The sequence below is a fragment of the Xylophilus sp. PBN-3R genome (assembly GCF_057747805.1).
Genome location: NZ_CM173225.1, coordinates 1,421,587 through 1,446,491 on the forward strand (window position 1 = coordinate 1,421,587; position 24,905 = coordinate 1,446,491).

The window sequence follows — 24,905 nt, forward strand, 5'->3', positions numbered from 1 at the left end:
CCGGAGCCTTCACATGCCTGACCTCTCTCAGGGCTCTCAAGCCAAAGTGTTCCTGCCTGCAGGCCGGGTGTTGCGGGTTGCCGCGGCCGGTGTTGCTACCGTGAAAGCGGATGGATCCGCCCTGGTGAACGTGACGTCCAACACGCAGGACTTCGGGCCGTTTGCGACGGTGATCCGCCACCGCGTCACTGCCGCCTCCGGACCATGCAGCCACCACATCGTGTCCCGTGACATTCGTGAGGTTGTCGTGGCGGCAGCAGTCCCGCCCGACGCTGACGGTCGTCCTGACGGCACTATTTACCTGCCGAGCGCGTAATGGGTGCGAGCGTTAAGAAAAACGGCGTTTATGCCGCAGTGGCCGGGATGTTCGTCAAGGCCGCAGGAGCTTACCTAGGTGTCCTGCCCTCCGTGATGGCACTTCCGGCGGGCATCTTGCGGGACTTCACAATCACTCGCACTGCTCCGGGTGTCTACGCAACTTCTGCCACGGCGGAAAACCTGAAGCCGACCGGCGGGGTCGTAAAGCAGTATTGGACGGATTCCGTCAATGGCGTGAATACAAATGCCGGCACGCAGGCGGCTCCGCTGCTGAACGTTGGCACAGCTCTTGCCAAAACCGATGCTGATGTTTTGGACATCATCATGGTGCCGCCGCCTTCCCGCATCCTGTGGTCAACACGCGGGACTGGCGGCATCAGCCCGACAAAATCGGTAATGCTGCGCGCCTCAGACGGTGGCCGCATCTGGATCAGCAAGCACACCCTGCCGGTCTGGACTAAAGACGCAACGTACAACTTCTACAGCACGCCGGGTGCCACAGGTACAGCGAACACCGGGCCGGCAATCGATCTTCGCCCGGCTGTCCTGAACGGCACGGAGGAGCTGATGCTTACGGCTGTCGCAAGTCTTGTGTCCATGCAAACCGCGCCGGCTGGTTCGTATTTCCACGACACCACCGCAGGCGTGGTGTATGTCCGTGCGCACGACGACCGGAATCTGGTGGGCGATGCGTACATGCAGGTGCAGAACAGCGCCGCGGGCAACAACGGCGCAGCAAACGTTACTGCAGCGGCCACTGCGGGATTTACCTTCTGGGCGTCTCAAGTAACGTTTGTCGGTGGCAACGCCTTTAACGCCACCAACCTGCAGACCGCAGTCGGCATTCGAGGCCGCCTGGTTATGGACCGTGTGAACTTCATAGGATCAGGCGGTTCCAACGGACTGGCAATTACGGGGGCCTATGACTACTACTCGTTCTATGAGCGTCTGTCGTGGAACTTCCGTGATGCCGAGAACATCCATGCGAATGCTTCGGGCGTGACGCATGCGAGCTATTTCTACAGCACGGTGCTCTCACGAAACGGTTACAGCGGCACCGCAACAGACAATGCGACGACGGGGCATGAAGGCTGCACCGCGCTCATGATGATGTGCAAATACGGCGGCAGTGATGGCCGTGTGGTGGCCTTCATCGACGCATCCCGTTTTGTGATGTATGGCGGTGAGGTGCGCCCATCTGCGCGGACCGATGTTGCCAGCGCCAGCGTCCAGATTGCTGGCACTGGTGCGGCATTCCTGTATGAGGTCAATGTGCTGCCAGCCCCTGGCGTACCCATCGTCCTGGATGCGAGCAGTGGCGGAACAATGGACTGCTATGGCATGGACATTTCGGCGCTGGCGAAAGCGGGCGTTGTCAACTCCAATGCGATGCCGGCCTAAGCGCGTTCCATCTCTACAAAACTCGGCGCTGGTAATCCTGCAGCGTGTTTTGTTAATGCTTCTTGACGGGGGCGTCCCGGCGCCTCGCAGAGCTTCAAGAGCTTAGACAACAGCCTGACCCAGTTGCGCCGGACTCTGGCAGGCCGGGACACTGCCGGCATCACCGGCCCGCTTATTGGCGCAGACCCGGAATCCAATATTCTTTTGCTAGTGGTCTGACTGCATTACGCACTTATGTTGCACGGGCGGCCGCATTCCGTTTCCGGGTCGCCGCAGCTTTTCGCGCGGAAGCCGATCGCTCTTCAGCTGTGCGAGCAGATGCCGCAGCACCGCCGAGCTTTCCACCCTTGTGAGCCGGTTCCTTATTTGTTGCGTGACCGACGCCAGAGCCGCTTTTACGACCGCCACCTGACTCCTTGTTTACGGTGGACCAGGCCCTTCGTTCCGCCTCATCTTTTGCCACACCGCGGGATTCGTACCCTTTTTCAATGTGTTCAGCTTCGCGTTTCTGTTTATCGGTATATGCAGTCTTTTCACCTCGTGGCATGTTGTGCTCCTTGTCGGATTAATTTGACGATCCGACAGGTTGCAACGCGGCGGGAATGAAGCTGTCGGTCTGAGCTCTACGACCATGTCAGAAATGTGCCAATGCTTGCACCTTCCTACTATTGCGGCCATGTCCGCCGCCGCACGTTTCTCGTACACCTCCCGGGCCACCATCTGGCCCAACCTTGGTCGTGACGACTGGCTGGGCACCAGCACCTACGGCCCGCCCCAGGTCTTCGCCTGCGACTACAGCGCTGAATCCGTCCGCATGACCGATGCGAAGGGCGTGGAGTTCACCACCCGCCAGATCCTGTTCACCGAACTGTCGACCGCCAAGCAGGGCGACATGGTGCTGATCGGGGAGTCGGCGGTGGTCAGCCCTATTCAGGCCGGCGCGCTCGAGGTGAGAGCCGTGACGCGGTATGCCGACACGTTCAAGAATGAAGCGGACGATTTCAAGATCATGTCGTAGGGCGGTCTTCCTAGCATTCGTTGGATGGCTTTCAACGGCGTCAACATCAACAAGGTCAAGCTGACCAACAACCTGCCGAAGTTCGTCTCGGAGGTTGAGCGCAAAGCCGCTCGGTCGGTGCTGCAGTCGCTGATTCTGGGCGGATCCGAAGCCAGCGTGCTGACGCCCATCGCCACCGGCAACCTGATCAACAGTCGATACAACCAGGTCTCAAAGGACGGTTCCAAGATCGTCGGCAGCACGGGTTACACCGCGGAATACGCCATCCCGGTCAACGACCCGGATGTGAAGCAGAAATTCCGCAGGCCCACAGCGAAGAAAGACTTCCTGCGCCTGGGCTTCGAGAACGCCAAGCCGCTGATCGATGCCGTCATCAAGGGCACGTTGAAAACATGAGCGCCGCCGACTCCATGCGCGACTTCATCGCCCCGCTGCTACCCGGTTGGCGCATCCAGTTCGGCCGCTGGGTCGACGGCGGGAAAACCGACCGCTTTGCCGTCATCAAGCCGGCGGGCGGCCTACCCGCTGAGTTGGTCCGCCGACCGAGCTTCACGCTGATTCTGGTCGGCGCCATCGATCAAGCTGCAGCAGAGGTTTCTGCCGCTGCAGACGCAGTCATCGAGGCCATGCGCGTCAGCAGTGGCGATCTGGTCTTCATGCAGCCGGCCGAGCCGGTCTTCCAGGCGACCGATGACGGCCGCCCTGTTTTCGAAATCGCCGTCTCGGCAATCACCAACTGAGGAACACACCATGTCTGGAGCTTTCACCGGCCGCGACACCATCGTTAATTTTGCAATCGCCCTGGAGGATGCCGATCCGGCCACCCTGACGTTTCGACGGCTGGGGATGATGCGTGGCAAATCCATGAAGACCAGCTGGGACACCGTCGACACGACGGCAGACCAGAGCCCCGCGTTCACCAAAACCAACCTGGTGACGTTCAAGTCGGGCGAGTTCTCCGGAGATGGTGTCACCTACGGCGACGACGTGTACAGCCAGAAGGACTTTAAGGCGCACGCCATCAGCCCCGACGTCGCCACCGGCAACCAGCCAAAAGTGTGGATTCAGCTGATCGACCCGGACGGCGACATGTACCAAGGCCCGTTCATCGTGAGCGAATGGTCTGACGACCGGCCTTACTCCGATGCGGCCACCTGGTCGATGACCGCCATGAGCAACGGCGAAATTTCCTACATCCGCGCCTAAGGAGAATCATGGCTGCCATCACCTCCATCAACGCCGCCCAGGCGGGCGTCTTCGCCTCTCCGATCGCCACACTGACCGCCGACGACACGATCACCTTCAAGTCGACCAAGAAGCAGATGCTCCTGCTGACCAACACCACGGCCGGCGCGCTCACCGCCAAGCTGGACGGTGACGGCGCCACGACGGTTGCTGTGCCGGGCCTGGGTACCGTGTCGGTCGCTGCTGGCCTGGACATCCCGCTGGCCGCCGGCGAGTCCAAGGCCGTGATTCTTTCCACCGTCAGCGCCTACTGCAAGGGCGTGGTGCACCTGCTCGGCGGCGCGGGCATCAAGGCTCAACTCTTCGACTTCTGAGCCATGTTGGTCGAATCCGGGTTCGTCCGGGCCATAACCCCGGACGGCTCGGAATTCACCTTTTGCCCTTCGTTTGGGCGCATCGCTAGCCTGGGCGCCCCGCAGGCCATCGTCTTGCTATATGCCGGTCTTTTCGGTGCCGACGCCGAGGCGAATGCCCGATATGTGCTCGGCTGCCTCTGTGAGCAGGACGACCCGACCGCTCTATTGGGTTGGGCGGCGGCAGGCGAGGGCGCGGCCTTGGAGTGGCATTCCGGGTTGATGCCGCCGGCAGAGCAAGTGCTGATCGCCCGCCACCTGATGCAGCACGGCATTGCTGGCAAGGCTAGGCCAGAAGGCAAAGACGACGGGAAGTATTCCGACCGCTTCGACGCCGCCGAATACGTTTCCGCCGCGCGCGTGCACCTGGGCCTGTCCAGCGCTGACGCCGAAGCCCTTTCGATGACCGAATTCCAGACCATGCTGGAAATGAAGTTCCCAGAGCAAAACAAGAAGCGCGACGTCCCCAGCCGCGAGGAATACGCGAAGGCGCTGGCCAACCTGCAGGAGAAACGACGTGGCTGAAAAAGTCGGGGAAATATATTACGACGTCACGCTGGACACCGGCAAGCTGCTGGTGGAGGTGCGTGTTGTCACCGATCAATTGAAGAAGGTCGGCAGTGAGGCGGACAAGCTGCCCAGCAAGTTCAACGCGATAGCTGCGGCCGCCAAGATCATGGCCGCTGCGTTCGCAGTCGTGAAAGCCGCTGAGCTTGCGGACAACTTGCGCCTGCTCGCGGCCCGGGTGCAGGTCGCCGCCGGCAGCCTGGAATCAGGCGTCACTGCAATGGCCGCCCTGATCGCCATCAGCAAGGCGACCAGCACTGCCGTAGCCGCCAATGTGGAGGTCTTCACCCGCCTCAACCAGTCGATCATTGCCATGGGCGGCAACCAGAACGACACGCTGCGCGTCACTGAGCTACTCGGCAAGGCCATCAAGGTGTCGGGCGCATCGGCGGAAGAGGCCAAGAGCGCAATGCTGCAGTTCGGCCAAGCGCTAGGTTCGGGCAAGCTGCAAGGCGATGAACTGCGCTCGCTCATGGAGAACGCCCCCTACCTGATGAAGCAGCTGGCCGATGGCCTGGGTGTGCCCATAGGTGCGCTGAAGAAGCTTGGCGAGCAGGGCAAGCTGACGTCCGACGCCGTGGTCAACGCACTTGGCAAGGCAGCCAAGCAGATCGAGGCGGATTTTTCCACCTTCCCGCAGACCGTGGCCGGCGCCTTCCAGGTGGCGCTCGATGCGGCCGGGCGTGCGACTGAAAAGCTGGATCAACTTACCGGTACCAGCACCTTCCTCACTGGTGCGGCGAAAGGCCTGGGCGAGGTACTCGAAAAGCTTGGCGACCAATTTGGTGCATCAAACGATGAGGCGGGCAAACTTGGTCGCAACACCGCCATCAAAGGCTGGGCGGACCAGACGAAGGTAGTGCTCTCGTATGTAGTGGATGCGGCTGATCTTGCTTGGCAGACCCTGAGTGTCCTGGGCCGGAACGTCGCCTTTGTATTCACGGGCATCGGTAAAGAAATCTATGGCATCGGGTCTCAGATCGCGGCCGTCATGAAAGGCGATTTCGCTGGTGCGAAAGCCATCGGCGAGGCGATGACCGCTGATTCCCAGCAACGCCGCGCGGTGCTGGATGCAGCAGACGCAAAGACCCTGGCGAAGCGGCAGTTGTTCGGCGAGCAGATGCGCGAGGCGTGGGAGAAGGGTGCCGGCGGTGGTCGGGGTAGCAAGGATCCTAAACCGGCGGCATCCAAGCTTCACGGAACAGCTGGCGCCGACGACAAGGAAGCCCGGCAACTCGCGGCTCGCGCTCAGGCTGCCCAGGCGTATTACGAAGGCTTGGTGGCTGAGAACTCGACGGCGCTTGCGAAGATCGACGCCGAGGAGCGCAAGGCGCTGGCCGAGAACCAGAAGCGCGCCGCGCTGGATCAGAACAATCAATCCGTGTACGCGAAGGCCCGCACTGAGATCCATAAAAAGTACACCCGTGAGCGCGCGAAGCTCGAGGAAAAGACCACCCAGGAGGTGGCGGACTTGAACATCGCCATCACCACCGACGAGGCGGCAAAGATTTCAGCCGTGCAGGCCGAGGCGATCCGCCGCGCTGACGCTGCCGAAAATCTGGGCACCATGTCGCATGGTGAGGCCGAGCGAGCGAAGACCTTGGCGACCTTCCAGGCCGAGCAGCAGCGTGCCGCTCTGCGCGAGAAGCTCACTCAGACGACGGCCGAGACAGTCATTGCTGCCACGGTAGACGAACTCACCCGTATCGACCTGATTCGCCAAGAGAACTTCCGCCGGGCTGATGCGGCCGCCAAGGCAGGATCGATCACCTTCGCCCAGGCTGAAGCCGACAAGGCCCGCGCCTCGGTAGAGGCGCAGAACTCCATTCGCCAAGCGCTGGCCAGTATCAACCCGGTTGCGCAACTGCAGGCGGAGTACCAACAGAAGCTTGCAATCGTGCAGTACTACGAGGCAGCGATGGCGCAGGCCGGCGTCGATGGCGCCACGTTCGTGGAGGCGAAACGCGCCCAGCTGGCCGAGCAGTACCGCTTGCAGCGCCAAGCCCTGGCCGAGCAAGAGTTCACCCAGCAGAGCGCCAGCAACAAGCTGCTGATGGACTCGCTCAACAGCATGGCCAACACGGCAACATCAGCCATCACGGGGCTGATCAATGGCACTGCCACGGCGGCGGACCTGATGCGTGGGCTGGCAAACGTAGTGCTCAACGAGACAGTAGGAGCGCTGGTGCAGATCGGCCTGCAGTACGTCAAGAATGCGATCATGGGCGCGACTGCAGAAAAAGCGCTGGCGGCTTCGAAGGCTGCCAACGGGCTGGCTTATGCGGCTGCTGTCGGCGCCCAGGTAACAGTCAACACAGCGTTGGCAGCGCAGGGCGCTTTTGCTGCGACGGCGGCAATTCCCTTGGTGGGGCCGGCGCTGGCTCCAGAAGCTGCTGCGCTGGCTGGTGCGTCCGCCGCCGCCCTTGGTGCCCCAGCTGCTGCTGCCGCACCTTTAGCTGGCGCGCGGCAATATGGCGGCTCAGCCACTGGGGGCAGCATGTACCGGGTAAACGAAACTGGCGCGCCGGAAATGTTCACGGGCAGCAACGGGCAGCAATACATGCTGCCGACCAAGTCGGGGAAGGTCACCCCGGCCGATCAAATTGGCGGAGTCAGCGCGCCGACAATCATTATTCAAAATACCGGCACGCCTCAGCAGGTGACATCCCAGAGCTATGACCAGCAGACCAACACGATGAAAATGGTGATGGCCGACCTGGCGTCTCAGTTCAGCAGCAACACAGGTCCCGTTTGGAATGCGCTGAAGGGCTCCAGCAACGTGCGGGGAGCGGGGCTTTAAATTGCTGGCCCGCCGAGGGTGCCCTTGATTTCACCGTCACGAATTGCCCGGGCCAATGTGCTGATGCTGTCGAGCGTCTTCATTGCCTCGTGCAAGACGGTCATCTGGTAGACATCGGGGTGACCCGACGACTTGGCGTCCAGGTCCACAAGCATGGCGCGGCCGATGTTGTTGAGCGCGTCCAACTGGAGCTTGTCTTGGGATGCCAGCAGCATCGCGATAGCGGTGTGCAGCCCAAGATTCTCGCCGGCCTGCTTCAACTCGTCGTCCATCAGTCTTCCTCATGTTGGTGATGGGCAGATGATAGATGCGACTCCCTAGCATCCCTCAGGTGCCAGTCGCCTACCCCTCAACCCTCCCACTTCTCCAGCGCGCGGCGAAGAGCCGAACCCAGCCGGCTGCGTTCTCGATGGCTGACCCTCGGCGTGGGCCCGGCTTTGCGCAGGCTTCGGGAACCGATACGCCCGTCTTCTGGGTCGCGCAATTCAAGTTCAGCACGGACCAGGCGGTGGCCTTCCAGCTGTGGTTCACCCAGCAGATCGCGCGCGGGCTGGACTGGTTCACGATGCCGATCAGCACCGAATTCGGCCTGCAGACCTTCCTGTGCCGTTTCCTGGCTGACGGTCTCGGCGACGCAACCGAAGACGGCGGCGTGTGGACGTACAGCGTCAAGCTGATGACGCGCAAGCAGCTGATCCCGCAGAGTTTCATCGACGCGCAAGACATCATCCTGGGCCTGCCCGACTGGCGCGGCTGGGCAGAGTTCCTCGACCGCACGGTGAACGAAGCGCTTCCGGAGGCCTGATGGACCGAAAGGAATTTTGGTCCTCGAAGAGCCCGCTGCCGGTCTATCAGACGGTGGTCTTCGAACACCCGGCCTGGGTCTCGCCGTTCCGGCTGGTTGCCGACCAGTTCGAGTCTGTCACGCTCGGCGGCCAGGTGCACCAGCCGGCGCCCATGACGATCAAGCCACCGGACCAGTCGGGCGATGCCACGGCCAAACTGACCCTGGCATTCCCCCGCATCGTGGTGGGCCGCGAGTTCAAGAAGCAGCTGCGCATGGTGCGGGCCTATGGCACGCGCGATCCCATCCGGTGCACCTACAGCGTCTACCTGGATGACCTGACCACACCGGCCATCACCTGGCGGCTGTACGTCTCCGATGCGGGCGGCGTGACGTTCAACACCGACTCGGTGCAAGTGTCGGCCACTTTGGACAATCCCATGCGTCGATCGGCCGCGGTGATCTACACGCCTGACGTCTTCACGGGTCTCGAGCTAGTCTGACGTTCGTAGCATCTGGCAGGGTGGAAGCACTACTCACACCCGACCAATTCGCCGCGCGCACCGTCGGCATCCCGTGGGTCCGCTGGCGCTCCGACTTCGACGCCTGCGACTGCTACGGGTTGATTGTCCTGTGGTTCCGCCATGTGCTGGGCGTCGACCTGGGCGCCGTGCCGCAGACCGACATTGCCGAAGGATTCAGCCAGGCCACCGGCTGGATTGAATGCCCACCCGAAGCAGGCGCCACCTGCTGGATGGCCTGGCGCGATGGTGCCCCATCACATTGCGGTGTGCTGCTCACGAGCGACATGGTTCTGCACGCGCAGGAGAACGATCGGCAGCCGCCCGGCAGCGTACGGGTAACCCGCCTCTCCATGATCGAGCGCGCGTATGGCCGCCTCACTTTCTACCGGTACGCGCCTTGCTCACCATCCTGAATGACCCGGCCGGCGCTTCCGGCCGCCACCGCCACCCGTGGGACTTCACCGTCTCCATCCAGGCCAACATAGAACGCCATCTGCTCGCTGGCGGCGAATGCAAGGTGCTGGCCAACGGCTGCGAAATCGACCCGGCCACGGATCCGTTGATGGACCGCTACCCGACGATCGCCGACTTCATCACCGTGCAACGCCGACCGGAAAGCGGCGTTGAACTCGGCTGGTGGGTGCTGGCTGCGGTGGTGGCTTCGGTCGCAGTCACCTTTGCCCTGATGCCCAAGGTCGCCGGCACCACCACCGGCAACGACAGCCCCAACAATCAGCTGACGGCCCAGACCAATCGGCCGCGCGCCTACCAGGCTATCCCAGACGTCTACGGGTTGCGCCGCGTCTGGCCCGACATCATCCAGCCGGGCACCGTCGAATACATCGACAACATCAAGTACGTCACGGAGTGGATGTGCGTCAGCCTGGGCAAGGGCACCATCACCGCAGTCAACTACGCCGAGACGCCGATCGGAGACATCGATGGCGCGAGCTACGAACTGTTCGAGCCGGTCCCGTCCGGCGGCTATCCCGAGCTGGGAGCCACGACGCTGCTCGACGTGCTGGAGACGTTCGAAAGCGACGAGGTGAACGGCCAGGAGCTGGGGTACGCCGTCCCTTATGCGAATGTCATAGCCGTCGGCAACTATGTCGCGGTCACTGATGAAGATTCTTTCACGATCACCGTCCCCAATGGGAGCCACCTCGACCAGCTGAAGAGCATGGCGCCCGACGGCACGGTGTCGGTGGCCTTCACTGTTGAAAGCGGCGGCGAAGATGGGCCCGTCATCCGCAACCTGACGGGTGTTCTGCTTTCGTATGAGGTTGTCGGCAGCTCCTGCGTTTTCACGATCTCGAGCGAGACCTGGACGGAAGACGAGACGTTCGCGGGCGTCGGCCTCACGATCACCCTCGACCGCGTTACCGAAATCACGCTCGGCCCGTACACGCTGCCGGTGACCGCCTCGCGGATGCGCTGGAACACGGTGTTTCTCCGCGGCCTCAAAGGCTCGGTCGACATCCGCGCCGAGTGGTGGCGGGTCGACAGCAATGGCGCTGAAGTGGCCGGCACCCGGCAGAGCCAGATCAACACCTATGCGGCGGACAGCTACGACCAGCAGTTCCGCACCACCGATGTGGTGCCGTTTGGCGGGAATGGCCGATACCAGATCCAGTTCACCAGGTTGACGCCACAACTTGGCGATGGCGGCACTGATGTGGCAAAGCTAGAAGAGCTATACGCGGTCCGCCACTACCCAACCAAGGTGCTGCCAGGCGTGACCGTGATCCGGGTGACCACCAAGGCCACCACCGAGGCCACGGGCTTCAGCGATCGGAAGTTCAACGTGCGGTGGGCGCGCCATGTCCGGACGCTCACGTCCGATGCTCTCAGCGCATCGCGCAACTTCGGCCGGGCCATGGCGCACATATGGACCTTGGCCGGAAACAGCATCACCGAGCTCGACACCGACAAGCTGGCGGCGATCAATGGCGAACATGGCGAGGACGCTTACGTACTGCGTTTCGACGCCAGCCTGGACGATGCCGACATGAGCCTCGGCGAGCGCATGCAATTGGCGGCCGATTCAGCCCGTTGCGCGCTGTGGCGTGATGGCCAGAAGTGGACGGTTACCCGCGACCAGGCGCGCAGCTATCCCGAGCTGCAGCTGGATTACCGAAACCTGGCCGCCGGCGGCGAATCGGCCATCAGCTATGCCGCGCATCTGCCTGCCAGCAATGACGGCGTGGAGGTCGAATATGTGGACGAGACCACACAATCGAAGAAGGCCTATGTCCGTCTGGACATATCCACCGGCGCCGTGGTCGTGGGCGAATCCGCCAATCCACTGAAGATCAAGATGGCCGGCTGCACGACGCTGTACCAAGCGAACGACCGCGCCCAACTGGAAGCCCGCAAGCTGCTGTACCAGCGCGAGAGCGTCAGCGACACTGCGCTGAACGACGCTGCATCGCTGGGCGTGGGCAGTCTGGTCCGATGGATCGACCCCAACGACTTCGCCGGGGACGACGGCCTGCAGGCGGGCGAGGTGCTCGCGATCAGCGGCAACTTCATCGCCACCAGCGAGCTGCTGGACTGGAAGGGCCAGGCGGAGGGCCGCATCTTGTTCACCGGAGCCGACGGCCGGCATATCGGATCGCCGCTGCCTTGCTATCCGGCCGGCGACCTGGTGGAAGTCGCTCCGCTGCCGGCTGGCGTCTATATCGCCGACGCCGAACGCCAGCTGGGCAGTCGCTACGCCTTCGCGGTGGGCCTGACGGATGCTGAGGTGGAGTCGGCCGGCCTGTACGTGGCCACCTCGATCAAGCCCAACTCAGCAGGGGAGTTCGCCCTGGCGCTGGCGCAATACGACGGAAGGGTTTACGCAGCGGACAGTTAGCAGCGACCCACTCCGAACCTATGGGCGACTTCCGCGATTTTCGCGGCGGTCGCTTTTGCACGCCCCTACCTAGCATCTGTTGTCCATGACGACACCAACCACTAGCCAGGTCCCGAGCACGGCTCCTCAGGACTTGCTTTTCAATGCCGAAAAGCTGGATGAGGTAGTCAATGCTCCGAGTCCAACATTTCGCGATCGGTTCGGCCGGGTTAGGCAAACGCTCTCCGGTGTTTTCACTTGGATCGTCTCCGAAGCTCAGATCGTGCTGGGCGGACTGGGGTATTTGCCGCCTGTAGCCTACGCGGCTGGCATCTTGATAAACAACTCCCGAAAGACCGTCACTTTCGGCGGTGTCACCTTTGCGGCCAATGCCGACGCGATTCCTTTCACCACTTCCGGGACTTTCGAGGCCGACAAGTTCCGCGTTGTTCAGGGCGCCACCTGGACTGATCTGGGCTTGCCAGGCGCTGCCGACCGAGTCGCTTTTGCGCGCGCCGCCGCAGGTGCTGTGCCTGGCGATGTGGGCAGCGAGCTGCGTCAGACGGTCAGCGTCAAGCAATGGGGCGCGAAGTGCAATGCGTACTTTAAGAACGATTCCGGCTTTTGGCAGGACGAAGGTTGCACGGTCCCGGCTACCGATGACACGGCTGCTGTGCGCGCTGCGGCTGTCTGGGCCATCGCAAACCGCATGGATATCGAGGTGCCAGGCAAGTGCCTGATCCGCGACAGTATTTACGTCAATCAGCCCGAGCCGGCCCGTACGTTTCTTCGATATTTCCGGGTTAAGTCGATGTCGGGTGGTGGCCTTGTCACCGACCGACCGATCAAGCTTTTTTCTTCGACAGTGGCGGGTTTTGTTGCCTCGCACCTGCTGTCGCTGGTCGATCTGACCTTTGAAACGCACATTGCGGATCTTGATGCGCACGTCTTAGACGTCGACAAAATTCTTCGGGCCGAATTCCGACACTGCGACTTCGTCAAGGTGAAGGCTTTCAAGGGAGCAAGTGACTTTGGCGTCGATGGCGGCGGCCAACCGGTCGAAGGCTACGTGCAGTCCGTTTACTTCTACGGTTGCAACGCTCGCCATTGGAAAGGTCGCTTTGCGTTCGGACCACGCTCTTACGACGTGCAAGTCATTGGCGGCATGTATGAACAAGGTGACGGGGATGCATTCGTCCTGTACGAAACCCGGGGCTGTAAGTTCTTCACCATCATCGAGGGCCTGGAGAATGGCACGGCTATCGTTGCCACGCGCGCACGCGGCATCGATATCTGCCTTTACGCCGAGAAGAACCGCTGCGACATCGACCTGCGGAGCGTTGAAGCTGGCGACACCGCCGGCAATGAGGCTCGAGCTGTGTGCATTCACGGCAGCTACTTCGTCAACAGCATGGGCCTTCCGCACATTCTATGGGGCGCCGCAACGGCCTGCGTCAGCCTGGCGAACTGGGGAACGGACGCGACCCACGTATTGCACGACCTGCTCCCCAATTCTCAGGTCGAGATCAACGACAAGATGGACGGTGGGGCGGCCACTTCCAATCGTGATGCCATCGCTCACCGCGGCATCCGCCAGAAGGCCAATTACACCGGACTCTCGGTGCGCACGACGGATTCCCCGTCTTACACCGTCTCCCAACTGGACTGCGAGTACACCACCGCTGGCAACCACGTCACGCTCTACCTGTCTTGCGTGCTGACCGCGACGGCAAATACGACGGCTGGCTATTTGTGGTTGTCCGGCTTCCCGTATGACATCAAGGCGGCGGGCCGCGCGTGTGGCACGGCTCGAATCAACGGCGTCATGTATCCGATGGCGACTGTCAGCGTGCCACCCATCAGCGCGCTTTCCATCGAACGAATCATCCCAGCTCTCACCGCCGGCCAGTCTGTGGCGGTCATGGCCGAGATTCTTTACATCTCCGCTGCGGACACCACCACCTAAGGCAAGCAATGACTATCTCCAACAACACGAGGCACCAGGTGAAATTCGACGGAACCATCAACCTGGGGCACGTCCTCAGTGCCCTGGCAATGTTGGCCGCTGGCTTCGGCGCGTACAGCAATCTCGACAAGCGAACTGACATGAACACAGCGGCAATCACGGCCGCCGCAGCAGACAGCACCGCCAGCGAGACCCGCCTGATGGCAGCAATTACCGAGGTGAAGAACGCCCAGGCTGACACCAGCAAGAAGCTGGAAACCATTCAAGTAACCGTCGCCGTGTTGCGCGACCGGACTTCCACGCCGGCACCCCCGGCCTATCACGGAGAAAAACGATGAAACTAATCGACGACTGGAAGGCCATCGCACCGAAGCTCTGGAGCGTTCGCCTGTCTCTGTTGGCCGCCGCCGGATCGGCCGCCGAGGCAGCTTGGCAGACCTATGCGACCGGCCAGAAGCCTGTCATCGCGCTCATCACCATGGCGGTGTCGCTGGGGGCTGCGGTGTCTCGCATCGTGGCGCAGCCGGGTTTGTTCGATGGCTGAGGTTCGGCAGCAGCCTAGCTTCAAGGGCAGGGCTGCCGTGGCCGCTGCGGCGGTGGTTGTTGCTGCCGCCATCGCAGCACCGGCCGAAGGCCTCTTCACAAAGGCCTACCGCGATCCCGTTGGCATCCCGACGATCTGCATGGGTTCGACCCGTGGCGTGCGGATGGGTGACACGAAGACGATGGCTGAGTGCCAGGCGATGCTGACCGTAGAGATGCGCGAGGCAATCGACCAGGTCGAACGTTGCAGGCCCGGGCTGCCGGTGGGTGTTCTGGCAGCGTTCGGTGACGCTGTCTACAACCTCGGCCCGGCCATTGCCTGCGACTCGATGAACTCGACCGCCGCCCGCTACCTGCTTGTAGGCGACTACCAGGGTGCTTGCTACCAGTTGCCGCGCTGGAACAAAGCGCGCGTCATGGGCGTGCTGGTGAGCTTGCCGGGCTTGACGAAGCGCCGCGGCGTTGAAATGGATGTGTGCCTGAAAGGGCTGGCATGACTACCGGCCGGGTCATCCTCCTTGCGTTTCTCGGCATGGCCATGGCCTTCGCCGCCGGCACTTGGTACGGCGCCGGCGTTGGCGAGGACCGCGAGTTCGCCAAGCGCGCCCGTGAGGACGCCATCGTCGCCAGGGCAGGGGAGGCCGCGCAACAGGCCGCTGCCAAGGCCATCGCCGCTAATCGACCGCGGCTGGTCACCATCAAGCAGGAGACGGAACGTGAAATTCAGACGAACACTATCTACGCTCAGTGCCGCCATTCTCCTGAGCAGCTGCAGCGCCTCAATGAAGCCCTCACCGGCCGGGCCGTCGGCGCTGGTGGTGGCGAGTTGCCCGGAGTTGGCGCCGCTCAGTGATGACAGCTTCGGGACCACGACAGCGAAGCTGATGGAGGTGGGCGGGCAGTACCGTGAGTGCCGCACCGCAGCTCTCGGAGGCACAGAAGCGTTGTCGAAATGAGATAGGCCGCAGGCGCAGCCTACATGCGGCTGTACGCACATCAATACCGCTATAAGTTTTTGATGCGCCCTACACCGTAGATTAGTGGATTGCAAGTGCGATTGCTGACGTTCGCAAGCGCGAGGCCTGCGAAAACGAGTTGATAGTGGCCTCGTCGGGCGTGTAACGCCTCCGCAGTGAACAATTCGGGATTGAATCCAGTCGGTGTATGTAAGGGATGTGTTACAACCGGGCGGTCATTGCTGCCAATTATAGATATGAAGACCCTCCAGGAATTAAGTTCTGATGGATTTACCAATAATGGCGCGTCTCGTTATCATACAATTATTAATGATTATGCTGATGAGCTTTATGAGCGCTCCCTTCGGACGGCTGATTTGGCAAAAGAAAAAGCTATGGCGAGGGAGGTTACTTTTGACCACGTTCGACAGGCTGCTGAATTAATCAAGCATAAATCTCCTGAGGTTCCCAGGCATTTAATAGTGATGCAGGTTGTTGAATCGGCATTAACTGTTGGTGTTGGAGTGACTGGTGGTTTGCTTCCTAATCTGTTTGCGATGGGGGGGTTTCTGTTTTGCTTCGTAGGTGCTAGTTGCTTGTTTATTTGGAGAACTTACGGGGGTTCAAAATGAAAATTATTTACACCGAGTCGGGTGAGGCTCAACTCAAAACGTTTTTGAAGTCGCGGCAAGCAACTTTAGAAAAAATTTTTGTAGAGAAAAAGGCGGCTCCAGGAGATAAATTTGTTGAGGTGACCGGTAAAGATGTACTTGAAGCGGTTGCGCAGCTGGGCGAGGTAAAAGCCCGCAGGCGAAGCAGTGTGTTGTTGCTTACTGGCTGGGCCTATATGAGCGGCGGCGTGCTCGCGATAACAGGTGGCTTGTTTTTCCCGTATTTGAGAGAGATGTTAAAAACAAATCCAGTCCAGTTGGGGACACTGGTTGTAGGAATTTTTTCCGTGCTTTTAGGATACTTTGCGGTACGGATGAACTCGGTAAACACGCGCCGCAGGTTGGAGGATCAGTTGGAGGTGAGTGAACAAATTGCTGCCGCTGCCGCAACAATAAATCCGTTATATTTTTCCGAAATGAGCCAAGAGTCATTGCGGATTTGGCACAAGCCTGCACACATGATGAGTCGTGAGGAGATCGAGCTTGCTACTGATCAAAGCATGGCGCAAACCTATGTAAGTCCTGGGTCCAAGAGAAGTAATAAAAATGTTGCTCCCCGTGATGGGGTTGATCTTGATAAACTAAATAAAGAAATTTTTGCGAAGTACGGCGTGTCGCCTGGCCGGCAGCATCTTCTTGCATCAGTATATCTGGCGGAACTAGGGCCGGAATTTGTAGCTTCGGCATCGGATGCTGATCTCAAATCTGCATTTGACAGTATGGTGGGGCAAGGTTACTTCAGTACTGGGTTGAGGAGCAGCAAAGTTGCATCGCCCAACGGCGAACTAACTGCTAATGGAGTCGCGACATTGAAAGAACTCGCTCAAAACTATCGAATAATCGACTAGTTCATCGGGACTTCTTTGATTTTCAAAGTAATGCCGATCAGAGGCGACGGGTGGGGGTCCGCAGCAAAGTTTGTCGCACGCTTCGCACTTCAAACCATGCACCTGGCACTGGCCCCAGCCCCTCCACGCCAGCCCCATGCGCCCGCGGCATCGCCGTCACCCACTCATCCGCCAGACGGCGCTCAGTCTCAGACAACTCTTCCGGCTCGCTTTCCCTGGCCATTGAAAAGGCACGAAACGCCTGCACCACGGCAAGCGCGCCGCCCAGTGCCCGCTCCAACGCCTTTCGATACCGCCACGTTGCCGCCGGCACTTCGTGTGTCATGTCGCCCCAGTAGTCTTCCAAGGTGATGCTGATCAGCTTGCGGGCCCAGGCGGCCTGAGCGTCACCACGGTGGTCGATCTTGTCTACCGTCCGGCCGCGCGTCTCTGCTGCAGCCATGGCGATGGCATCCAGCACGTCATCGATGTTGCGTTTGATCAGAACGGGACCGGGCATTCCACCAACTCCACGGGACCGTCGCCCTGGTAGATCACCTCACCGGTGGCCGCAACGCGAACAGACCAGCCGTCGGGCGCCCGGACCACCTGGTAGGCGTGCGGCTCGAGCGGCAGGTGATTCGCCTCCGGCCAGGTCGCCATGACATTCAGGTCGACCGTATCGCCGAGCTCTGGTGTGCGAAGGAGGGTGGGGTAGGGGACGGCCATGTCAGTTCCTTTCTGGTTTGGCTGGTGGTTGGTCTGGAGCGATCACGTTGCCGTGTGCATCGATCCTGTCGGCCCAGCACGCACCCCATCTCCAGAAGCGGCAGCGATAGTGCGTATAGCTGCTTGCCTCGTACCGGATGCGCACCATGCCCAGATCAGGCACCACGATGTCTGTGAAGCGTGGGCTTTGCGCCCGCTCGGGTTTAGGGAACCCGTTCGAGCCTGCCGATACAAAGCTGCCTGGCACGGCCGCCAACCAGCCGTTATGGGGCTGCCACCCGCTTGTCGCGGGCTCGTTAGGTGGCGGCAAGATTCTGAATTTTGGGTTCGGCACTGTTTAAATATACAGTGCTTTTTCGCCGTAGCGGTTGGTCACGTTCCAGGCCGCGCCAGGCTTCACAGTGGGCCGAACTACTGGAGCCACCATGACCTATGCCCTGCACGTTGTTGATGAAGAGCCGGACGCCTATCGCTGGGTGCTGGTGGAACTCGACGGGGACACCTTCACGCCGAACAGCCATTCGGACTGCGACTTCGGGACGTACGCCGATGCGCTGAATGCAGGCACCTTGGCGCTGGCGGCGGCCGACAGCCAGCCTTATGAGAACGAGGCGGCGGATCCGGTCGGAGATTCGGACTGCGCCGCAGCGGTTGAGCCGCTGGGTTGAGCCAGGCGGAAAACTATTCCGCAAAGCAAAATTGGGCCGCGCCGATGCTGGGTTTGCGGCCGATACCAATTCGCCGATTGCGGAACAAAACGCGGGCTAGCGCGTTGATTTGCAACGACTTATCCACGGACTTAAAATCCGCCGCTTTCCTTGATCGGAGCGTACCGGTTCGATTCCGGTTCGAGGCACCATTTGCGGTCCATGCTGCCTGGCGCAGCAGTGTCCAGATTCCGCGGCGCCCCCATTGGGGCTAGCGGTGGCCGACCTGCCCGCAGGCCTCTTGCAGAATGCGGGCAAGCACTTTCATTTCGACTCGTGCATAAGCCACGGCAATGGCTTCGGCGGGATAGCTGTTTCTGGAGCGATGTAGCGTGATGTGCCCATCGCCGGTCACCACATGAATGACGGGATACCAGCAGTCTTCGAGGTAGCAAGCCCTCGGAAAAAATGTTGAGCCATGAATGTGGATCGGGAAATACATGCCGTAAGTGTCTGTCGCTGCTGCGTTTTCGATGGCACGCAAAGCATGGGAAATTCAGGCTTGTTCAGCCTGCTGGGGCTTTCGCGCTGTGAAGCAAGTGTCGGGACATGGCGGCGGCACTTATCCGGTTTTCCGACGGGACGAGTTAAAAGTTTCGAGCAAAGTTGCAGTTGCCGTATTTCTTGGTATAGAATTCGAGTCTCTGCTGATGACGAACTGTAAAAACAACAATTCATGAAGCCAGCAGATAGGCAGCAATGCTGAAAATGCGGGAGTAGCTCAGTTGGTAGAGCGCAACCTTGCCAAGGTTGAGGTCGAGAGTTCGAGACTCTTCTCCCGCTCCACATTCGAAAAAGGGAAGCCCATCGGCTTCCCTTTTTTTCGTCCATTTTTTGACTGGATCGCGTCGTTTCCGATGTCGCCGCGGCTTTGTACCGGGCCGGGGCCGTGCGAAAATAATTGTGCGGCGATCTAGCTGACGGTCCATTCATTTCATTTCCGGTCGCGCTGCCACGATCGACCTGTCGAGGTCGGAGCGAGGCCCAAGCCAAGAAGCATTCATGTCCAGCTACAACGCTCCCTTTGAAATCCATGTCCATGGCGACGTGGTGCTGCGTCCCGATGTCACCTTCGAGCAATTGCAAGAAGCGCTCAAGCCCTTGTGGAAGTACGCGGGCGCCCGTTCGCTGGCCGACGGCGCGGCAAGTGCCTACGAAGACGAACCTGGCATCGAATTCGATGCCAAGGACCACGTGCTGCACATCTGCTGGACGGTGAATGGGGACGAGGATTTCCGTCAGAACCTCGATGAGATGTGCATGAGCCTCAACGAACTGTCCGGTCAGGGCGCGGCGATCGAGGTGAGCTTCTACGACGCAGATTTCGACGACGAGGAAGAGCCGGAAAACGCCGAGGCCCGCGACGATTTCGTGATGCTGTTCGTCGGCCCCACGCCGGCCGCCATCATGCAGGTCCAGCGGGACCTGCTGGTGGAAGACGTGGTGAACATGATGGAACGCCATTTCGACGGCGCCGAACTGGGCGGTGTGGTGTCGGAGATCGACAAGCTGTTCAGCGAACGTTTCGAAGCACTGGTCAACTCGCTCGAGATAGGCAAGCCGCCGCGCGGTACCGGCGGCAGCGGCCCGGCGGGCGGCCACGGCGGTGGTCGCCGTCCACGGCACCTGCATTGAGCCGCGCTGGCCTCCTGCTAAAGAAAAACGCGCCTGAGGGGCGCGTTTTTCATGGGGGTGTTCCGCTGCAGATACCGATGCCCAGCCAGCGGTCCGCAGCGGCTTCGAGCAAGTGTGCGTCGCCTGTGCTCTGCAGGATCACCTGCGCTTGCCCGCCGCGTCCCAGCAGCCCGCGTTGCTCCAGCAGGCGCTTGGTCTGGCGTGCGACGGCATCGCCGGTTTCGATCAACTGAACCTTTGCACCGCGCAGCGCACGTTTGATGGAAGGTTCGGCAAAGACATAGTGGGTGCAGCCCAGCACCAGGGTGTCCATCTGGTCGGGACCGTCGCCGAATTCACCCATGCCACGAATGTATTGCTCGCACAGCGCATCGGTCGCCGCGATGGATTTCAGACCGGGTTCAGAGATCTCGTCTTCGATGGCGATGGCCAGGCCGTCGCAAGGCTGCGCCACGATTTCACCCCGGGCCGACCAGGATTCGATCAGTCGCGCAAAACGTCCGCTGGCCAGCGTTCCCCGGGTGCCGATGACACCGACCCTGCCGCTGCGACTGCTGGCCAGCGCCGGCTTGATCGCTGGCTCGACCCCCACCAACGGCAGATCGGCATGTTCCGTGCGCAGCAGGTCGATGGCCGCGGTGGTGGCGGTGTTGCAGGCGATCACCAGCGCCTTGATGCCGTGCTGCCGGCGCAGATCTTCCGTCACGGCGAAGGCGCGGGCGACCGCATGTGCCTCGCCGCGTTCGCCATAGGGCGCATAGCCGCTGTCGGCGAGGTAGACGAACCTCTCGTCCGGGAGCAGGGCGCGCAATGCCCGTAGGACACTCAGGCCGCCGATCCCGCTGTCGAACACGCCGATGGGCGCATCGGCAGAAAGCGGCGGCCGTTGCATGTCAGGCCGAGGCAACCTCGATGCCCTTGAATTCGCCGGTGGCGATGCGTTTCTGCCATTCGGCAGGCCCGGTGATGTGGGCGCTGGTGCCGCCCGAATCGACCGCCACGGTAACGGGCATGTCGACCACGTCGAACTCGTAGATGGCTTCCATGCCGAGGTCGTGGAAACCGACCACTTCGGCCTTCTTGATGGCCTTGCTGACCAGATAGGCAGCGCCGCCGACGGCCATCAGATAGGCGCTCTTGTGCTGTTTGATGGACTCGATGGCGACCGGGCCGCGTTCGGCCTTGCCGACCATGGCGATCAGGCCGGTCTGCTCCAGCATCATGTCGGTGAACTTGTCCATCCGGGTCGCGGTGGTGGGGCCGGCGGGGCCCACGGCTTCGTCACGCACGGGATCGACCGGGCCGACGTAGTAGATGACGCGATTGGTGAAGTCGACGGGCAGCTTTTCGCCTCTGGCCAGCATTTCCTGGATGCGTTTGTGCGCGGCGTCGCGGCCGGTCAGCATCTTGCCGTTGAGCAGCAGCGTGTCACCGGGTTTCCAGCTGGCGACCTCTTCCTTGGTGAGCGCGTTCAGGTCGACCCGGCGGCTCTTGTTGTAGTCGGGCGCCCAGTCGATCTTGGGCCACAGGTCGAGCGAAGGCGCTTCCAGAAATGCCGGGCCGGAGCCGTCCATCACGAAATGTGCATGGCGGGTGGCGGCGCAGTTGGGGATCATCGCGACCGGCTTGCTGGCCGCGTGTGTGGGATACATCTTGATCTTGATGTCCAGCACGGTGGTCAGGCCGCCCAGGCCCTGTGCGCCGATGCCCAGGGCATTGACCTTGTCGAACAGTTCGAGCCGCAGTTCCTCGACCTGGCTGAGCTTTTCGCCCTTGCCTGCCTTTTCCTGCAGTTCGTACATGTCGATATCGTCCATCAGGCTTTCCTTGGCGGACAGCACGGCCTTTTCAGCGGTGCCACCAATGCCGATGCCCAGCATGCCCGGCGGGCACCAGCCGGCGCCCATGGTCGGCACGGTCTTCAACACCCAGTCGACCAGCGAGTCGCTGGGGTTGAGCATGACCATCTTGCTCTTGTTCTCGCTGCCGCCGCCTTTGGCCGCCACGGTGATGTCGAGTTTGTCGCCCGGCACGATCTGCGTGAAGATCACCGCGGGTGTGTTGTCGCCGGTGTTCTTGCGGGCGAACTGCGGGTCGGCCACGACCGATGCACGCAGCATGTTGTCGGGGTTGTTGTAGCCGCGCCGCACGCCTTCGTTGATGGCGTCCTCAAAGCCGCCGGTGAAGCCTTCCAGGCGCACGTCCATGCCGATCTTGACGAACACGTTGACGATGCCGGTGTCCTGGCAGATGGGGCGCTGGCCGGTGGCGCTCATCTTGCTGTTGGTCAGGATCTGCGCGATGGCATCCTTCGCCGCCGGGCTTTGCTCGCGCTGGTAGGCCCGGGCCAGGTGGGCGATGAAGTCGGCCGGGTGGTAGTAGCTGATGTACTGCAGGGCAGCGGCGACGGACTCGATCAGGTCTTCCTGACGGATGATGGTTTGGGGCGTGGTCATCGTGGTCTTTTGTGTGGGAGCGCAACGGAATTGGCGGCGGAATTATCCCCCACGAGGCCCGGAGCGGCGCCCGCCCGCTTCCCCTATGCTTGCCGACTTTTGATTTCTGAAGGGGCGGAGATGTCGCAGGCGAAGATTCGGTGGGACTGGCGGGTAAAGGACGGCAGGGCGCTTCTGGGCCGGCTTTGGGATCCGCGCCTGCGGGCCGACACCGATGCGCGGGCCATGGCGGCTGTGCAGGAGGCGCTGGACGCGGTGGAAGGTGTCTGCGGACCCAACGCCAACAAGGCCGGCCCGAACGGCGACGGCTGGTACTACTCGATCTTCCGCGAGGACGCACGGCGCGTGCCCTACGGCGTCCACCCCGATGGCGGCCTGCGCGCCGGCGATGCACACGAGCATGTGCAGTATTCCTTTCACCTCTGGCTGGTGTTCCCGACCGAGACCGAAATGCTGGCGGTGCAGGCGGCCCTGCCGGGGGAAACACGGGTGTAGGCAACCGGCGTTCCGGAAGGGTATGCGCGCGGTCGGTGAAAATGGAGGGCCGCGCTCGGATTTGTTTACGTTGTGCGTTTACTGTGTCACCATGTATCCGCGAGCCATGAACGCATTCGACCAATTACTTTCTCAGCTCGCTGTGTCGATGCGTTCGGACAGCCAGGCCTCTGCGGTCATGCAGGTCGCGTTTGAAGCCAAGGCGGCCTTCGACCAGGAGTTCGGACTGGGCAATCGCCGCTCGCGTTCCATCACCCGCCTGATGCTGCGCCTGAACCAGCCGCTGGATCGCCGCCGCCGGGTGGATACGATCTACCGCATGGCCGAACTGCTGGCAGCGACCGCCAACGACCTCAACCGCAGCCTGGGCAAACCGGTGGCCACGCGCGGTGTCGAGTTCCTGGACAGCATGCCGCACGACGAGGACGAAGGCCGCGCAGTTTGAAGGGGCACGACGGTTTTCATCCCTGCGCAGGCCACGACTTACCCGCCGGGATTAAGCTCGCCGCTGACTTTTTTTCCGCCGCGTACCAGCCGCCGCCAGTGCAAGGCTTCCTTGACCGTTCCAACAAAAGGCCAGAACCCTGTGGAATTCCGTACTGAAAAAGACACCTTCGGCCCGATCGACGTGCCGTCAGACAAGCTCTGGGGCGCCCAGACGCAGCGTTCGCTGCAGAACTTCGACATCTCCGGCGAGCGCCAGCCGGTAGAGATCATCAAGGCGCTGGCCCAGGTCAAACGTGCCTCGGCCGTAGTCAACCATGCGCTGGGCCTGCAGGACCAGAAGAAGACCGAAGCCATCGCCGCCGCCGCCGACGAAGTCATCGCCGGCCAGCATCCGGGCGAGTTCCCGCTGGTGGTGTGGCAGACCGGTTCCGGCACCCAGACCAACATGAACGTCAACGAGGTGCTGGCCAACCGCGCCAGCGAATTGCTGGGCGGCCAGCGCGGCGAATCGCGTTCGGTGCATCCCAACGACGATGTCAACCGCAGCCAGTCGAGCAACGACGTTTTTCCTACCGCCATGCATGTGGCCGCCGTCGAGGCACTGACCCACAAGCTGCTGCCGGCCATCGCAAAGCTGCGGGCCACGCTGGAGCAGAAGTCGAGGGACTTCGACGACATCGTGAAAATCGGCCGAACCCATCTGCAGGATGCGACACCGCTGACGCTGGGCCAGGAAATCTCCGGCTGGGTGGCGCAACTGGCGCATGGTGAAAAACATGTGCGCGACACCCTGCCGCACCTGTGCGAACTGGCGCTGGGCGGCACCGCGGTCGGCACCGGGCTGAACGCTCCCAAGGGTTACGCCGAACAGGTGGCTGCCGAGCTGGCCCGCCTCACCGGCCTGCCTTTCGTGACGGCTCCTAGCAAGTTCGAGGCGCTGGCTTCGGTGGACGGCCTGGTGTTCGCCCACGGCGCACTCAAGACGCTGGCTGCCAGCATGATGAAGATCGCCAACGATGTGCGCTGGCTGTCGAGCGGCCCTCGCAGCGGCATCGGCGAATTGAGCATTCCGGAAAACGAGCCGGGCTCGTCGATCATGCCCGGCAAAGTCAACCCGACGCAGAGCGAAGCGGTGACGATGCTGGCCGCGCAGGTCTTCGGCAACGATGTCGCCATCAACTTCGGCGGTGCTTCGGGCAACTTCGAACTGAACGTGTTCCGGCCGATGGTGGCGCACAACTTCCTGCAGAGCGTGCGCCTGCTGGCCGACGGCATGGTGAGCTTCAACGACCACTGCGCGGTGGGCATCGAACCCAACCGCGACCGCATCGCCGAACTGGTGTCGCGTTCGCTGATGCTGGTGACCGCGCTCAACACCCATATCGGCTACGACAAGGCAGCTTACATCGCCAAGAAGGCGCACAAGGAAGGCAGCAGCCTGCGCGAGGCTGCCGTGGCTTCGGGCCACCTCACCGGCGAGCAGTTCGACCAGTGGGTGGTGCCGGAGAACATGACCGGCCGCTGAGCCTGTCTAGCGCTGCGCCTGCCGTGCCGGGCTTGCGCATACGGAGACGGGCGCCGGGGTGGCGCAAGACTACGGTCGTGGGCATGGACTCACGATTCAACA

General features: G+C 61.6%; 32 protein-coding genes and 2 tRNA genes. 28 read left to right on the forward strand and 6 right to left on the reverse strand.

The window, feature by feature from the left end; translation table 11 throughout:
* Window positions 1–13: 13 nt before the first annotated feature.
* The 9 genes from AC3ANW_RS06530 to AC3ANW_RS06570 all read left to right on the forward strand — a co-directional run bounded on the left by AC3ANW_RS06530 (window position 14) and on the right by AC3ANW_RS06570 (window position 7,702).
* On the forward strand, window positions 14–316 hold the full coding sequence (locus AC3ANW_RS06530; RefSeq protein ID WP_488344381.1) for a hypothetical protein: 303 nt from the start codon (window positions 14–16) through the stop codon (window positions 314–316).
* Window positions 316–1,719 carry a hypothetical protein gene (locus AC3ANW_RS06535; protein ID WP_488344382.1) on the forward strand — a complete coding sequence of 468 codons (1,404 nt, stop codon included), beginning with the start codon at window positions 316–318 and terminating at the stop codon, window positions 1,717–1,719. Before AC3ANW_RS06530 ends, AC3ANW_RS06535 begins: the two co-directional genes overlap by 1 nt.
* A gap of 676 nt (window positions 1,720–2,395) precedes the next feature.
* The gene (locus tag AC3ANW_RS06540) at window positions 2,396–2,737 is read left to right on the forward strand and encodes a hypothetical protein (protein ID WP_488344383.1); all 342 of its coding nucleotides are present in this window, start codon (window positions 2,396–2,398) and stop codon (window positions 2,735–2,737) included.
* Window positions 2,738–2,761: 24 nt separating this feature from the next.
* Window positions 2,762–3,133, forward strand: a complete 372-nt coding sequence (locus tag AC3ANW_RS06545; protein ID WP_488344384.1) for a hypothetical protein — start codon at window positions 2,762–2,764, stop codon at window positions 3,131–3,133.
* Window positions 3,130–3,477, forward strand: coding sequence for a phage tail termination protein (locus AC3ANW_RS06550; protein WP_488344385.1), 348 nt, complete (start codon window positions 3,130–3,132; stop codon window positions 3,475–3,477). Before AC3ANW_RS06545 ends, AC3ANW_RS06550 begins: the two co-directional genes overlap by 4 nt.
* A 10-nt stretch (window positions 3,478–3,487) precedes the next feature.
* Window positions 3,488–3,943 carry a phage tail tube protein gene (locus AC3ANW_RS06555; protein ID WP_488344386.1) on the forward strand — a complete coding sequence of 152 codons (456 nt, stop codon included), beginning with the start codon at window positions 3,488–3,490 and terminating at the stop codon, window positions 3,941–3,943.
* An 8-nt stretch (window positions 3,944–3,951) separates the two neighbouring features.
* Window positions 3,952–4,296, forward strand: coding sequence for a hypothetical protein (locus AC3ANW_RS06560; protein WP_488344387.1), 345 nt, complete (start codon window positions 3,952–3,954; stop codon window positions 4,294–4,296).
* A gap of 3 nt (window positions 4,297–4,299) precedes the next feature.
* On the forward strand, window positions 4,300–4,860 hold the full coding sequence (locus AC3ANW_RS06565; RefSeq protein ID WP_488344388.1) for a DUF6246 family protein: 561 nt from the start codon (window positions 4,300–4,302) through the stop codon (window positions 4,858–4,860).
* Window positions 4,853–7,702, forward strand: a complete 2,850-nt coding sequence (locus AC3ANW_RS06570) for a tape measure protein (RefSeq protein WP_488344389.1) — start codon at window positions 4,853–4,855, stop codon at window positions 7,700–7,702. The genes AC3ANW_RS06565 and AC3ANW_RS06570 overlap by 8 nt, the downstream gene beginning before the upstream one ends.
* Here AC3ANW_RS06570 and AC3ANW_RS06575 read toward each other — a convergent pair.
* Window positions 7,699–7,974: a hypothetical protein gene (locus tag AC3ANW_RS06575; protein ID WP_488344390.1), complete on the reverse strand. Its 276-nt coding sequence runs from the start codon at window positions 7,972–7,974 to the stop codon at window positions 7,699–7,701. The two genes, AC3ANW_RS06570 and AC3ANW_RS06575, sit on opposite strands and share 4 nt — an antisense overlap.
* Window positions 7,975–8,111: 137 nt before the next feature.
* Between AC3ANW_RS06575 and AC3ANW_RS06580 the strand changes: the two genes are divergently transcribed.
* From AC3ANW_RS06580 to AC3ANW_RS06630, 11 genes are all read left to right on the forward strand, one after another.
* A complete protein-coding gene (locus AC3ANW_RS06580) occupies window positions 8,112–8,507 on the forward strand; it encodes a hypothetical protein (RefSeq protein ID WP_488344391.1) in 396 nt (131 codons plus the stop codon).
* Window positions 8,507–8,989, forward strand: coding sequence for a DUF1833 family protein (locus AC3ANW_RS06585; RefSeq protein WP_488344392.1), 483 nt, complete (start codon window positions 8,507–8,509; stop codon window positions 8,987–8,989). The genes AC3ANW_RS06580 and AC3ANW_RS06585 overlap by 1 nt, the downstream gene beginning before the upstream one ends.
* Before the next feature lie 20 nt (window positions 8,990–9,009).
* Window positions 9,010–9,423, forward strand: a complete 414-nt coding sequence (locus tag AC3ANW_RS06590) for an NlpC/P60 family protein (protein WP_488344393.1) — start codon at window positions 9,010–9,012, stop codon at window positions 9,421–9,423.
* Window positions 9,408–11,867, forward strand: a complete 2,460-nt coding sequence (locus AC3ANW_RS06595; RefSeq protein WP_488344394.1) for a host specificity factor TipJ family phage tail protein — start codon at window positions 9,408–9,410, stop codon at window positions 11,865–11,867. Before AC3ANW_RS06590 ends, AC3ANW_RS06595 begins: the two co-directional genes overlap by 16 nt.
* Window positions 11,868–11,952: 85 nt before the next feature.
* Complete coding sequence (locus AC3ANW_RS06600) at window positions 11,953–13,812, forward strand: hypothetical protein (protein WP_488344395.1); 1,860 nt, start codon at window positions 11,953–11,955, stop codon at window positions 13,810–13,812.
* Between the two features lie 8 nt (window positions 13,813–13,820).
* Complete coding sequence (locus tag AC3ANW_RS06605; protein ID WP_488344396.1) at window positions 13,821–14,150, forward strand: hypothetical protein; 330 nt, start codon at window positions 13,821–13,823, stop codon at window positions 14,148–14,150.
* Window positions 14,147–14,356, forward strand: coding sequence for a DUF7940 domain-containing protein (locus tag AC3ANW_RS06610; RefSeq protein WP_488344397.1), 210 nt, complete (start codon window positions 14,147–14,149; stop codon window positions 14,354–14,356). Before AC3ANW_RS06605 ends, AC3ANW_RS06610 begins: the two co-directional genes overlap by 4 nt.
* Before the next feature lie 37 nt (window positions 14,357–14,393).
* Entirely contained in the window at window positions 14,394–14,852 is a 459-nt protein-coding gene (locus tag AC3ANW_RS06615) for a lysozyme (protein ID WP_488344398.1), read from the forward strand.
* The gene (locus tag AC3ANW_RS06620) at window positions 14,849–15,208 is read left to right on the forward strand and encodes a hypothetical protein (protein WP_488344399.1); all 360 of its coding nucleotides are present in this window, start codon (window positions 14,849–14,851) and stop codon (window positions 15,206–15,208) included. Before AC3ANW_RS06615 ends, AC3ANW_RS06620 begins: the two co-directional genes overlap by 4 nt.
* Before the next feature lie 360 nt (window positions 15,209–15,568).
* Entirely contained in the window at window positions 15,569–15,943 is a 375-nt protein-coding gene (locus tag AC3ANW_RS06625) for a hypothetical protein (RefSeq protein WP_488344400.1), read from the forward strand.
* Window positions 15,940–16,830, forward strand: a complete 891-nt coding sequence (locus tag AC3ANW_RS06630) for a hypothetical protein (protein ID WP_488344401.1) — start codon at window positions 15,940–15,942, stop codon at window positions 16,828–16,830. Before AC3ANW_RS06625 ends, AC3ANW_RS06630 begins: the two co-directional genes overlap by 4 nt.
* Before the next feature lie 37 nt (window positions 16,831–16,867).
* Here the strand turns inward: AC3ANW_RS06630 and AC3ANW_RS06635 are convergent, their stop codons facing one another.
* Window positions 16,868–17,329: a hypothetical protein gene (locus AC3ANW_RS06635; RefSeq protein WP_488344402.1), complete on the reverse strand. Its 462-nt coding sequence runs from the start codon at window positions 17,327–17,329 to the stop codon at window positions 16,868–16,870.
* On the reverse strand, window positions 17,311–17,538 hold the full coding sequence (locus AC3ANW_RS06640; protein ID WP_488344403.1) for a hypothetical protein: 228 nt from the start codon (window positions 17,536–17,538) through the stop codon (window positions 17,311–17,313). The genes AC3ANW_RS06635 and AC3ANW_RS06640 overlap by 19 nt, the downstream gene beginning before the upstream one ends.
* Before the next feature lie 425 nt (window positions 17,539–17,963).
* Between AC3ANW_RS06640 and AC3ANW_RS06645 the strand changes: the two genes are divergently transcribed.
* Both AC3ANW_RS06645 and AC3ANW_RS06650 read left to right on the forward strand, forming a co-directional pair.
* Window positions 17,964–18,206 carry a hypothetical protein gene (locus AC3ANW_RS06645; RefSeq protein WP_488344404.1) on the forward strand — a complete coding sequence of 81 codons (243 nt, stop codon included), beginning with the start codon at window positions 17,964–17,966 and terminating at the stop codon, window positions 18,204–18,206.
* A gap of 101 nt (window positions 18,207–18,307) precedes the next feature.
* A tRNA-OTHER gene (locus AC3ANW_RS06650) sits at window positions 18,308–18,397 on the forward strand.
* Between the two features lie 59 nt (window positions 18,398–18,456).
* On the opposite strand, the gene AC3ANW_RS06655 is transcribed toward AC3ANW_RS06650, so the two are convergent.
* On the reverse strand, window positions 18,457–18,687 hold the full coding sequence (locus AC3ANW_RS06655) for a hypothetical protein (protein WP_488344405.1): 231 nt from the start codon (window positions 18,685–18,687) through the stop codon (window positions 18,457–18,459).
* A gap of 31 nt (window positions 18,688–18,718) precedes the next feature.
* On the opposite strand from AC3ANW_RS06655, the gene AC3ANW_RS06660 reads away from it, so the two are divergent.
* From AC3ANW_RS06660 to AC3ANW_RS06670, 3 genes are all read left to right on the forward strand, one after another.
* Window positions 18,719–18,925: a hypothetical protein gene (locus AC3ANW_RS06660; protein WP_488344406.1), complete on the forward strand. Its 207-nt coding sequence runs from the start codon at window positions 18,719–18,721 to the stop codon at window positions 18,923–18,925.
* A 30-nt stretch (window positions 18,926–18,955) separates the two neighbouring features.
* Window positions 18,956–19,031: transfer RNA gene (locus AC3ANW_RS06665), tRNA-Gly, on the forward strand.
* A 216-nt stretch (window positions 19,032–19,247) separates the two neighbouring features.
* The gene (locus tag AC3ANW_RS06670) at window positions 19,248–19,880 is read left to right on the forward strand and encodes a DUF6806 family protein (RefSeq protein ID WP_488344407.1); all 633 of its coding nucleotides are present in this window, start codon (window positions 19,248–19,250) and stop codon (window positions 19,878–19,880) included.
* Window positions 19,881–19,929: 49 nt separating this feature from the next.
* On the opposite strand, the gene murI is transcribed toward AC3ANW_RS06670, so the two are convergent.
* Window positions 19,930–20,772, reverse strand: coding sequence for a glutamate racemase (murI, locus tag AC3ANW_RS06675; RefSeq protein WP_488344408.1), 843 nt, complete (start codon window positions 20,770–20,772; stop codon window positions 19,930–19,932).
* A gap of 1 nt (window position 20,773) precedes the next feature.
* A complete protein-coding gene (locus tag AC3ANW_RS06680) occupies window positions 20,774–22,336 on the reverse strand; it encodes a fumarate hydratase (protein WP_488344409.1) in 1,563 nt (520 codons plus the stop codon).
* Window positions 22,337–22,456: 120 nt separating this feature from the next.
* On the opposite strand from AC3ANW_RS06680, the gene AC3ANW_RS06685 reads away from it, so the two are divergent.
* The 3 genes from AC3ANW_RS06685 to fumC all read left to right on the forward strand — a co-directional run bounded on the left by AC3ANW_RS06685 (window position 22,457) and on the right by fumC (window position 24,803).
* Complete coding sequence (locus AC3ANW_RS06685) at window positions 22,457–22,831, forward strand: hypothetical protein (RefSeq protein WP_488344410.1); 375 nt, start codon at window positions 22,457–22,459, stop codon at window positions 22,829–22,831.
* Window positions 22,832–22,937: 106 nt separating this feature from the next.
* A complete protein-coding gene (locus AC3ANW_RS06690) occupies window positions 22,938–23,276 on the forward strand; it encodes a hypothetical protein (protein ID WP_488344411.1) in 339 nt (112 codons plus the stop codon).
* 141 nt (window positions 23,277–23,417) lie between these two features.
* On the forward strand, window positions 23,418–24,803 hold the full coding sequence (gene fumC / locus AC3ANW_RS06695) for a class II fumarate hydratase (RefSeq protein ID WP_488344412.1): 1,386 nt from the start codon (window positions 23,418–23,420) through the stop codon (window positions 24,801–24,803).
* The last annotated feature ends 102 nt before the right edge of the window (window positions 24,804–24,905 follow it).

What these genes read in the sequence shown, in the direction of transcription:
- AC3ANW_RS06530 (WP_488344381.1), top strand. Translation starts at nt 14, where the DNA reads ATGCCTGACCTCTCTCAGGGCTCTCAAGCCAAAGTGTTCCTGCCTGCA.
- AC3ANW_RS06535 (WP_488344382.1), top strand. Translation starts at nt 316, where the DNA reads ATGGGTGCGAGCGTTAAGAAAAACGGCGTTTATGCCGCAGTGGCCGGG.
- AC3ANW_RS06540 (WP_488344383.1), top strand. Translation starts at nt 2,396, where the DNA reads ATGTCCGCCGCCGCACGTTTCTCGTACACCTCCCGGGCCACCATCTGG.
- AC3ANW_RS06545 (WP_488344384.1), top strand. Translation starts at nt 2,762, where the DNA reads ATGGCTTTCAACGGCGTCAACATCAACAAGGTCAAGCTGACCAACAAC.
- AC3ANW_RS06550 (WP_488344385.1), top strand. Translation starts at nt 3,130, where the DNA reads ATGAGCGCCGCCGACTCCATGCGCGACTTCATCGCCCCGCTGCTACCC.
- AC3ANW_RS06555 (WP_488344386.1), top strand. Translation starts at nt 3,488, where the DNA reads ATGTCTGGAGCTTTCACCGGCCGCGACACCATCGTTAATTTTGCAATC.
- AC3ANW_RS06560 (WP_488344387.1), top strand. Translation starts at nt 3,952, where the DNA reads ATGGCTGCCATCACCTCCATCAACGCCGCCCAGGCGGGCGTCTTCGCC.
- AC3ANW_RS06565 (WP_488344388.1), top strand. Translation starts at nt 4,300, where the DNA reads ATGTTGGTCGAATCCGGGTTCGTCCGGGCCATAACCCCGGACGGCTCG.
- AC3ANW_RS06575 (WP_488344390.1), bottom strand. Translation starts at nt 7,974, where the DNA reads ATGGACGACGAGTTGAAGCAGGCCGGCGAGAATCTTGGGCTGCACACC.
- AC3ANW_RS06580 (WP_488344391.1), top strand. Translation starts at nt 8,112, where the DNA reads ATGGCTGACCCTCGGCGTGGGCCCGGCTTTGCGCAGGCTTCGGGAACC.
- AC3ANW_RS06585 (WP_488344392.1), top strand. Translation starts at nt 8,507, where the DNA reads ATGGACCGAAAGGAATTTTGGTCCTCGAAGAGCCCGCTGCCGGTCTAT.
- AC3ANW_RS06600 (WP_488344395.1), top strand. Translation starts at nt 11,953, where the DNA reads ATGACGACACCAACCACTAGCCAGGTCCCGAGCACGGCTCCTCAGGAC.
- AC3ANW_RS06605 (WP_488344396.1), top strand. Translation starts at nt 13,821, where the DNA reads ATGACTATCTCCAACAACACGAGGCACCAGGTGAAATTCGACGGAACC.
- AC3ANW_RS06610 (WP_488344397.1), top strand. Translation starts at nt 14,147, where the DNA reads ATGAAACTAATCGACGACTGGAAGGCCATCGCACCGAAGCTCTGGAGC.
- AC3ANW_RS06620 (WP_488344399.1), top strand. Translation starts at nt 14,849, where the DNA reads ATGACTACCGGCCGGGTCATCCTCCTTGCGTTTCTCGGCATGGCCATG.
- AC3ANW_RS06625 (WP_488344400.1), top strand. Translation starts at nt 15,569, where the DNA reads ATGAAGACCCTCCAGGAATTAAGTTCTGATGGATTTACCAATAATGGC.
- AC3ANW_RS06630 (WP_488344401.1), top strand. Translation starts at nt 15,940, where the DNA reads ATGAAAATTATTTACACCGAGTCGGGTGAGGCTCAACTCAAAACGTTT.
- AC3ANW_RS06635 (WP_488344402.1), bottom strand. Translation starts at nt 17,329, where the DNA reads ATGCCCGGTCCCGTTCTGATCAAACGCAACATCGATGACGTGCTGGAT.
- AC3ANW_RS06640 (WP_488344403.1), bottom strand. Translation starts at nt 17,538, where the DNA reads ATGGCCGTCCCCTACCCCACCCTCCTTCGCACACCAGAGCTCGGCGAT.
- AC3ANW_RS06645 (WP_488344404.1), top strand. Translation starts at nt 17,964, where the DNA reads ATGACCTATGCCCTGCACGTTGTTGATGAAGAGCCGGACGCCTATCGC.
- AC3ANW_RS06655 (WP_488344405.1), bottom strand. Translation starts at nt 18,687, where the DNA reads ATGTATTTCCCGATCCACATTCATGGCTCAACATTTTTTCCGAGGGCT.
- AC3ANW_RS06660 (WP_488344406.1), top strand. Translation starts at nt 18,719, where the DNA reads ATGGCACGCAAAGCATGGGAAATTCAGGCTTGTTCAGCCTGCTGGGGC.
- AC3ANW_RS06670 (WP_488344407.1), top strand. Translation starts at nt 19,248, where the DNA reads ATGTCCAGCTACAACGCTCCCTTTGAAATCCATGTCCATGGCGACGTG.
- murI (WP_488344408.1), bottom strand. Translation starts at nt 20,772, where the DNA reads ATGCAACGGCCGCCGCTTTCTGCCGATGCGCCCATCGGCGTGTTCGAC.
- AC3ANW_RS06680 (WP_488344409.1), bottom strand. Translation starts at nt 22,336, where the DNA reads ATGACCACGCCCCAAACCATCATCCGTCAGGAAGACCTGATCGAGTCC.
- AC3ANW_RS06685 (WP_488344410.1), top strand. Translation starts at nt 22,457, where the DNA reads ATGTCGCAGGCGAAGATTCGGTGGGACTGGCGGGTAAAGGACGGCAGG.
- AC3ANW_RS06690 (WP_488344411.1), top strand. Translation starts at nt 22,938, where the DNA reads ATGAACGCATTCGACCAATTACTTTCTCAGCTCGCTGTGTCGATGCGT.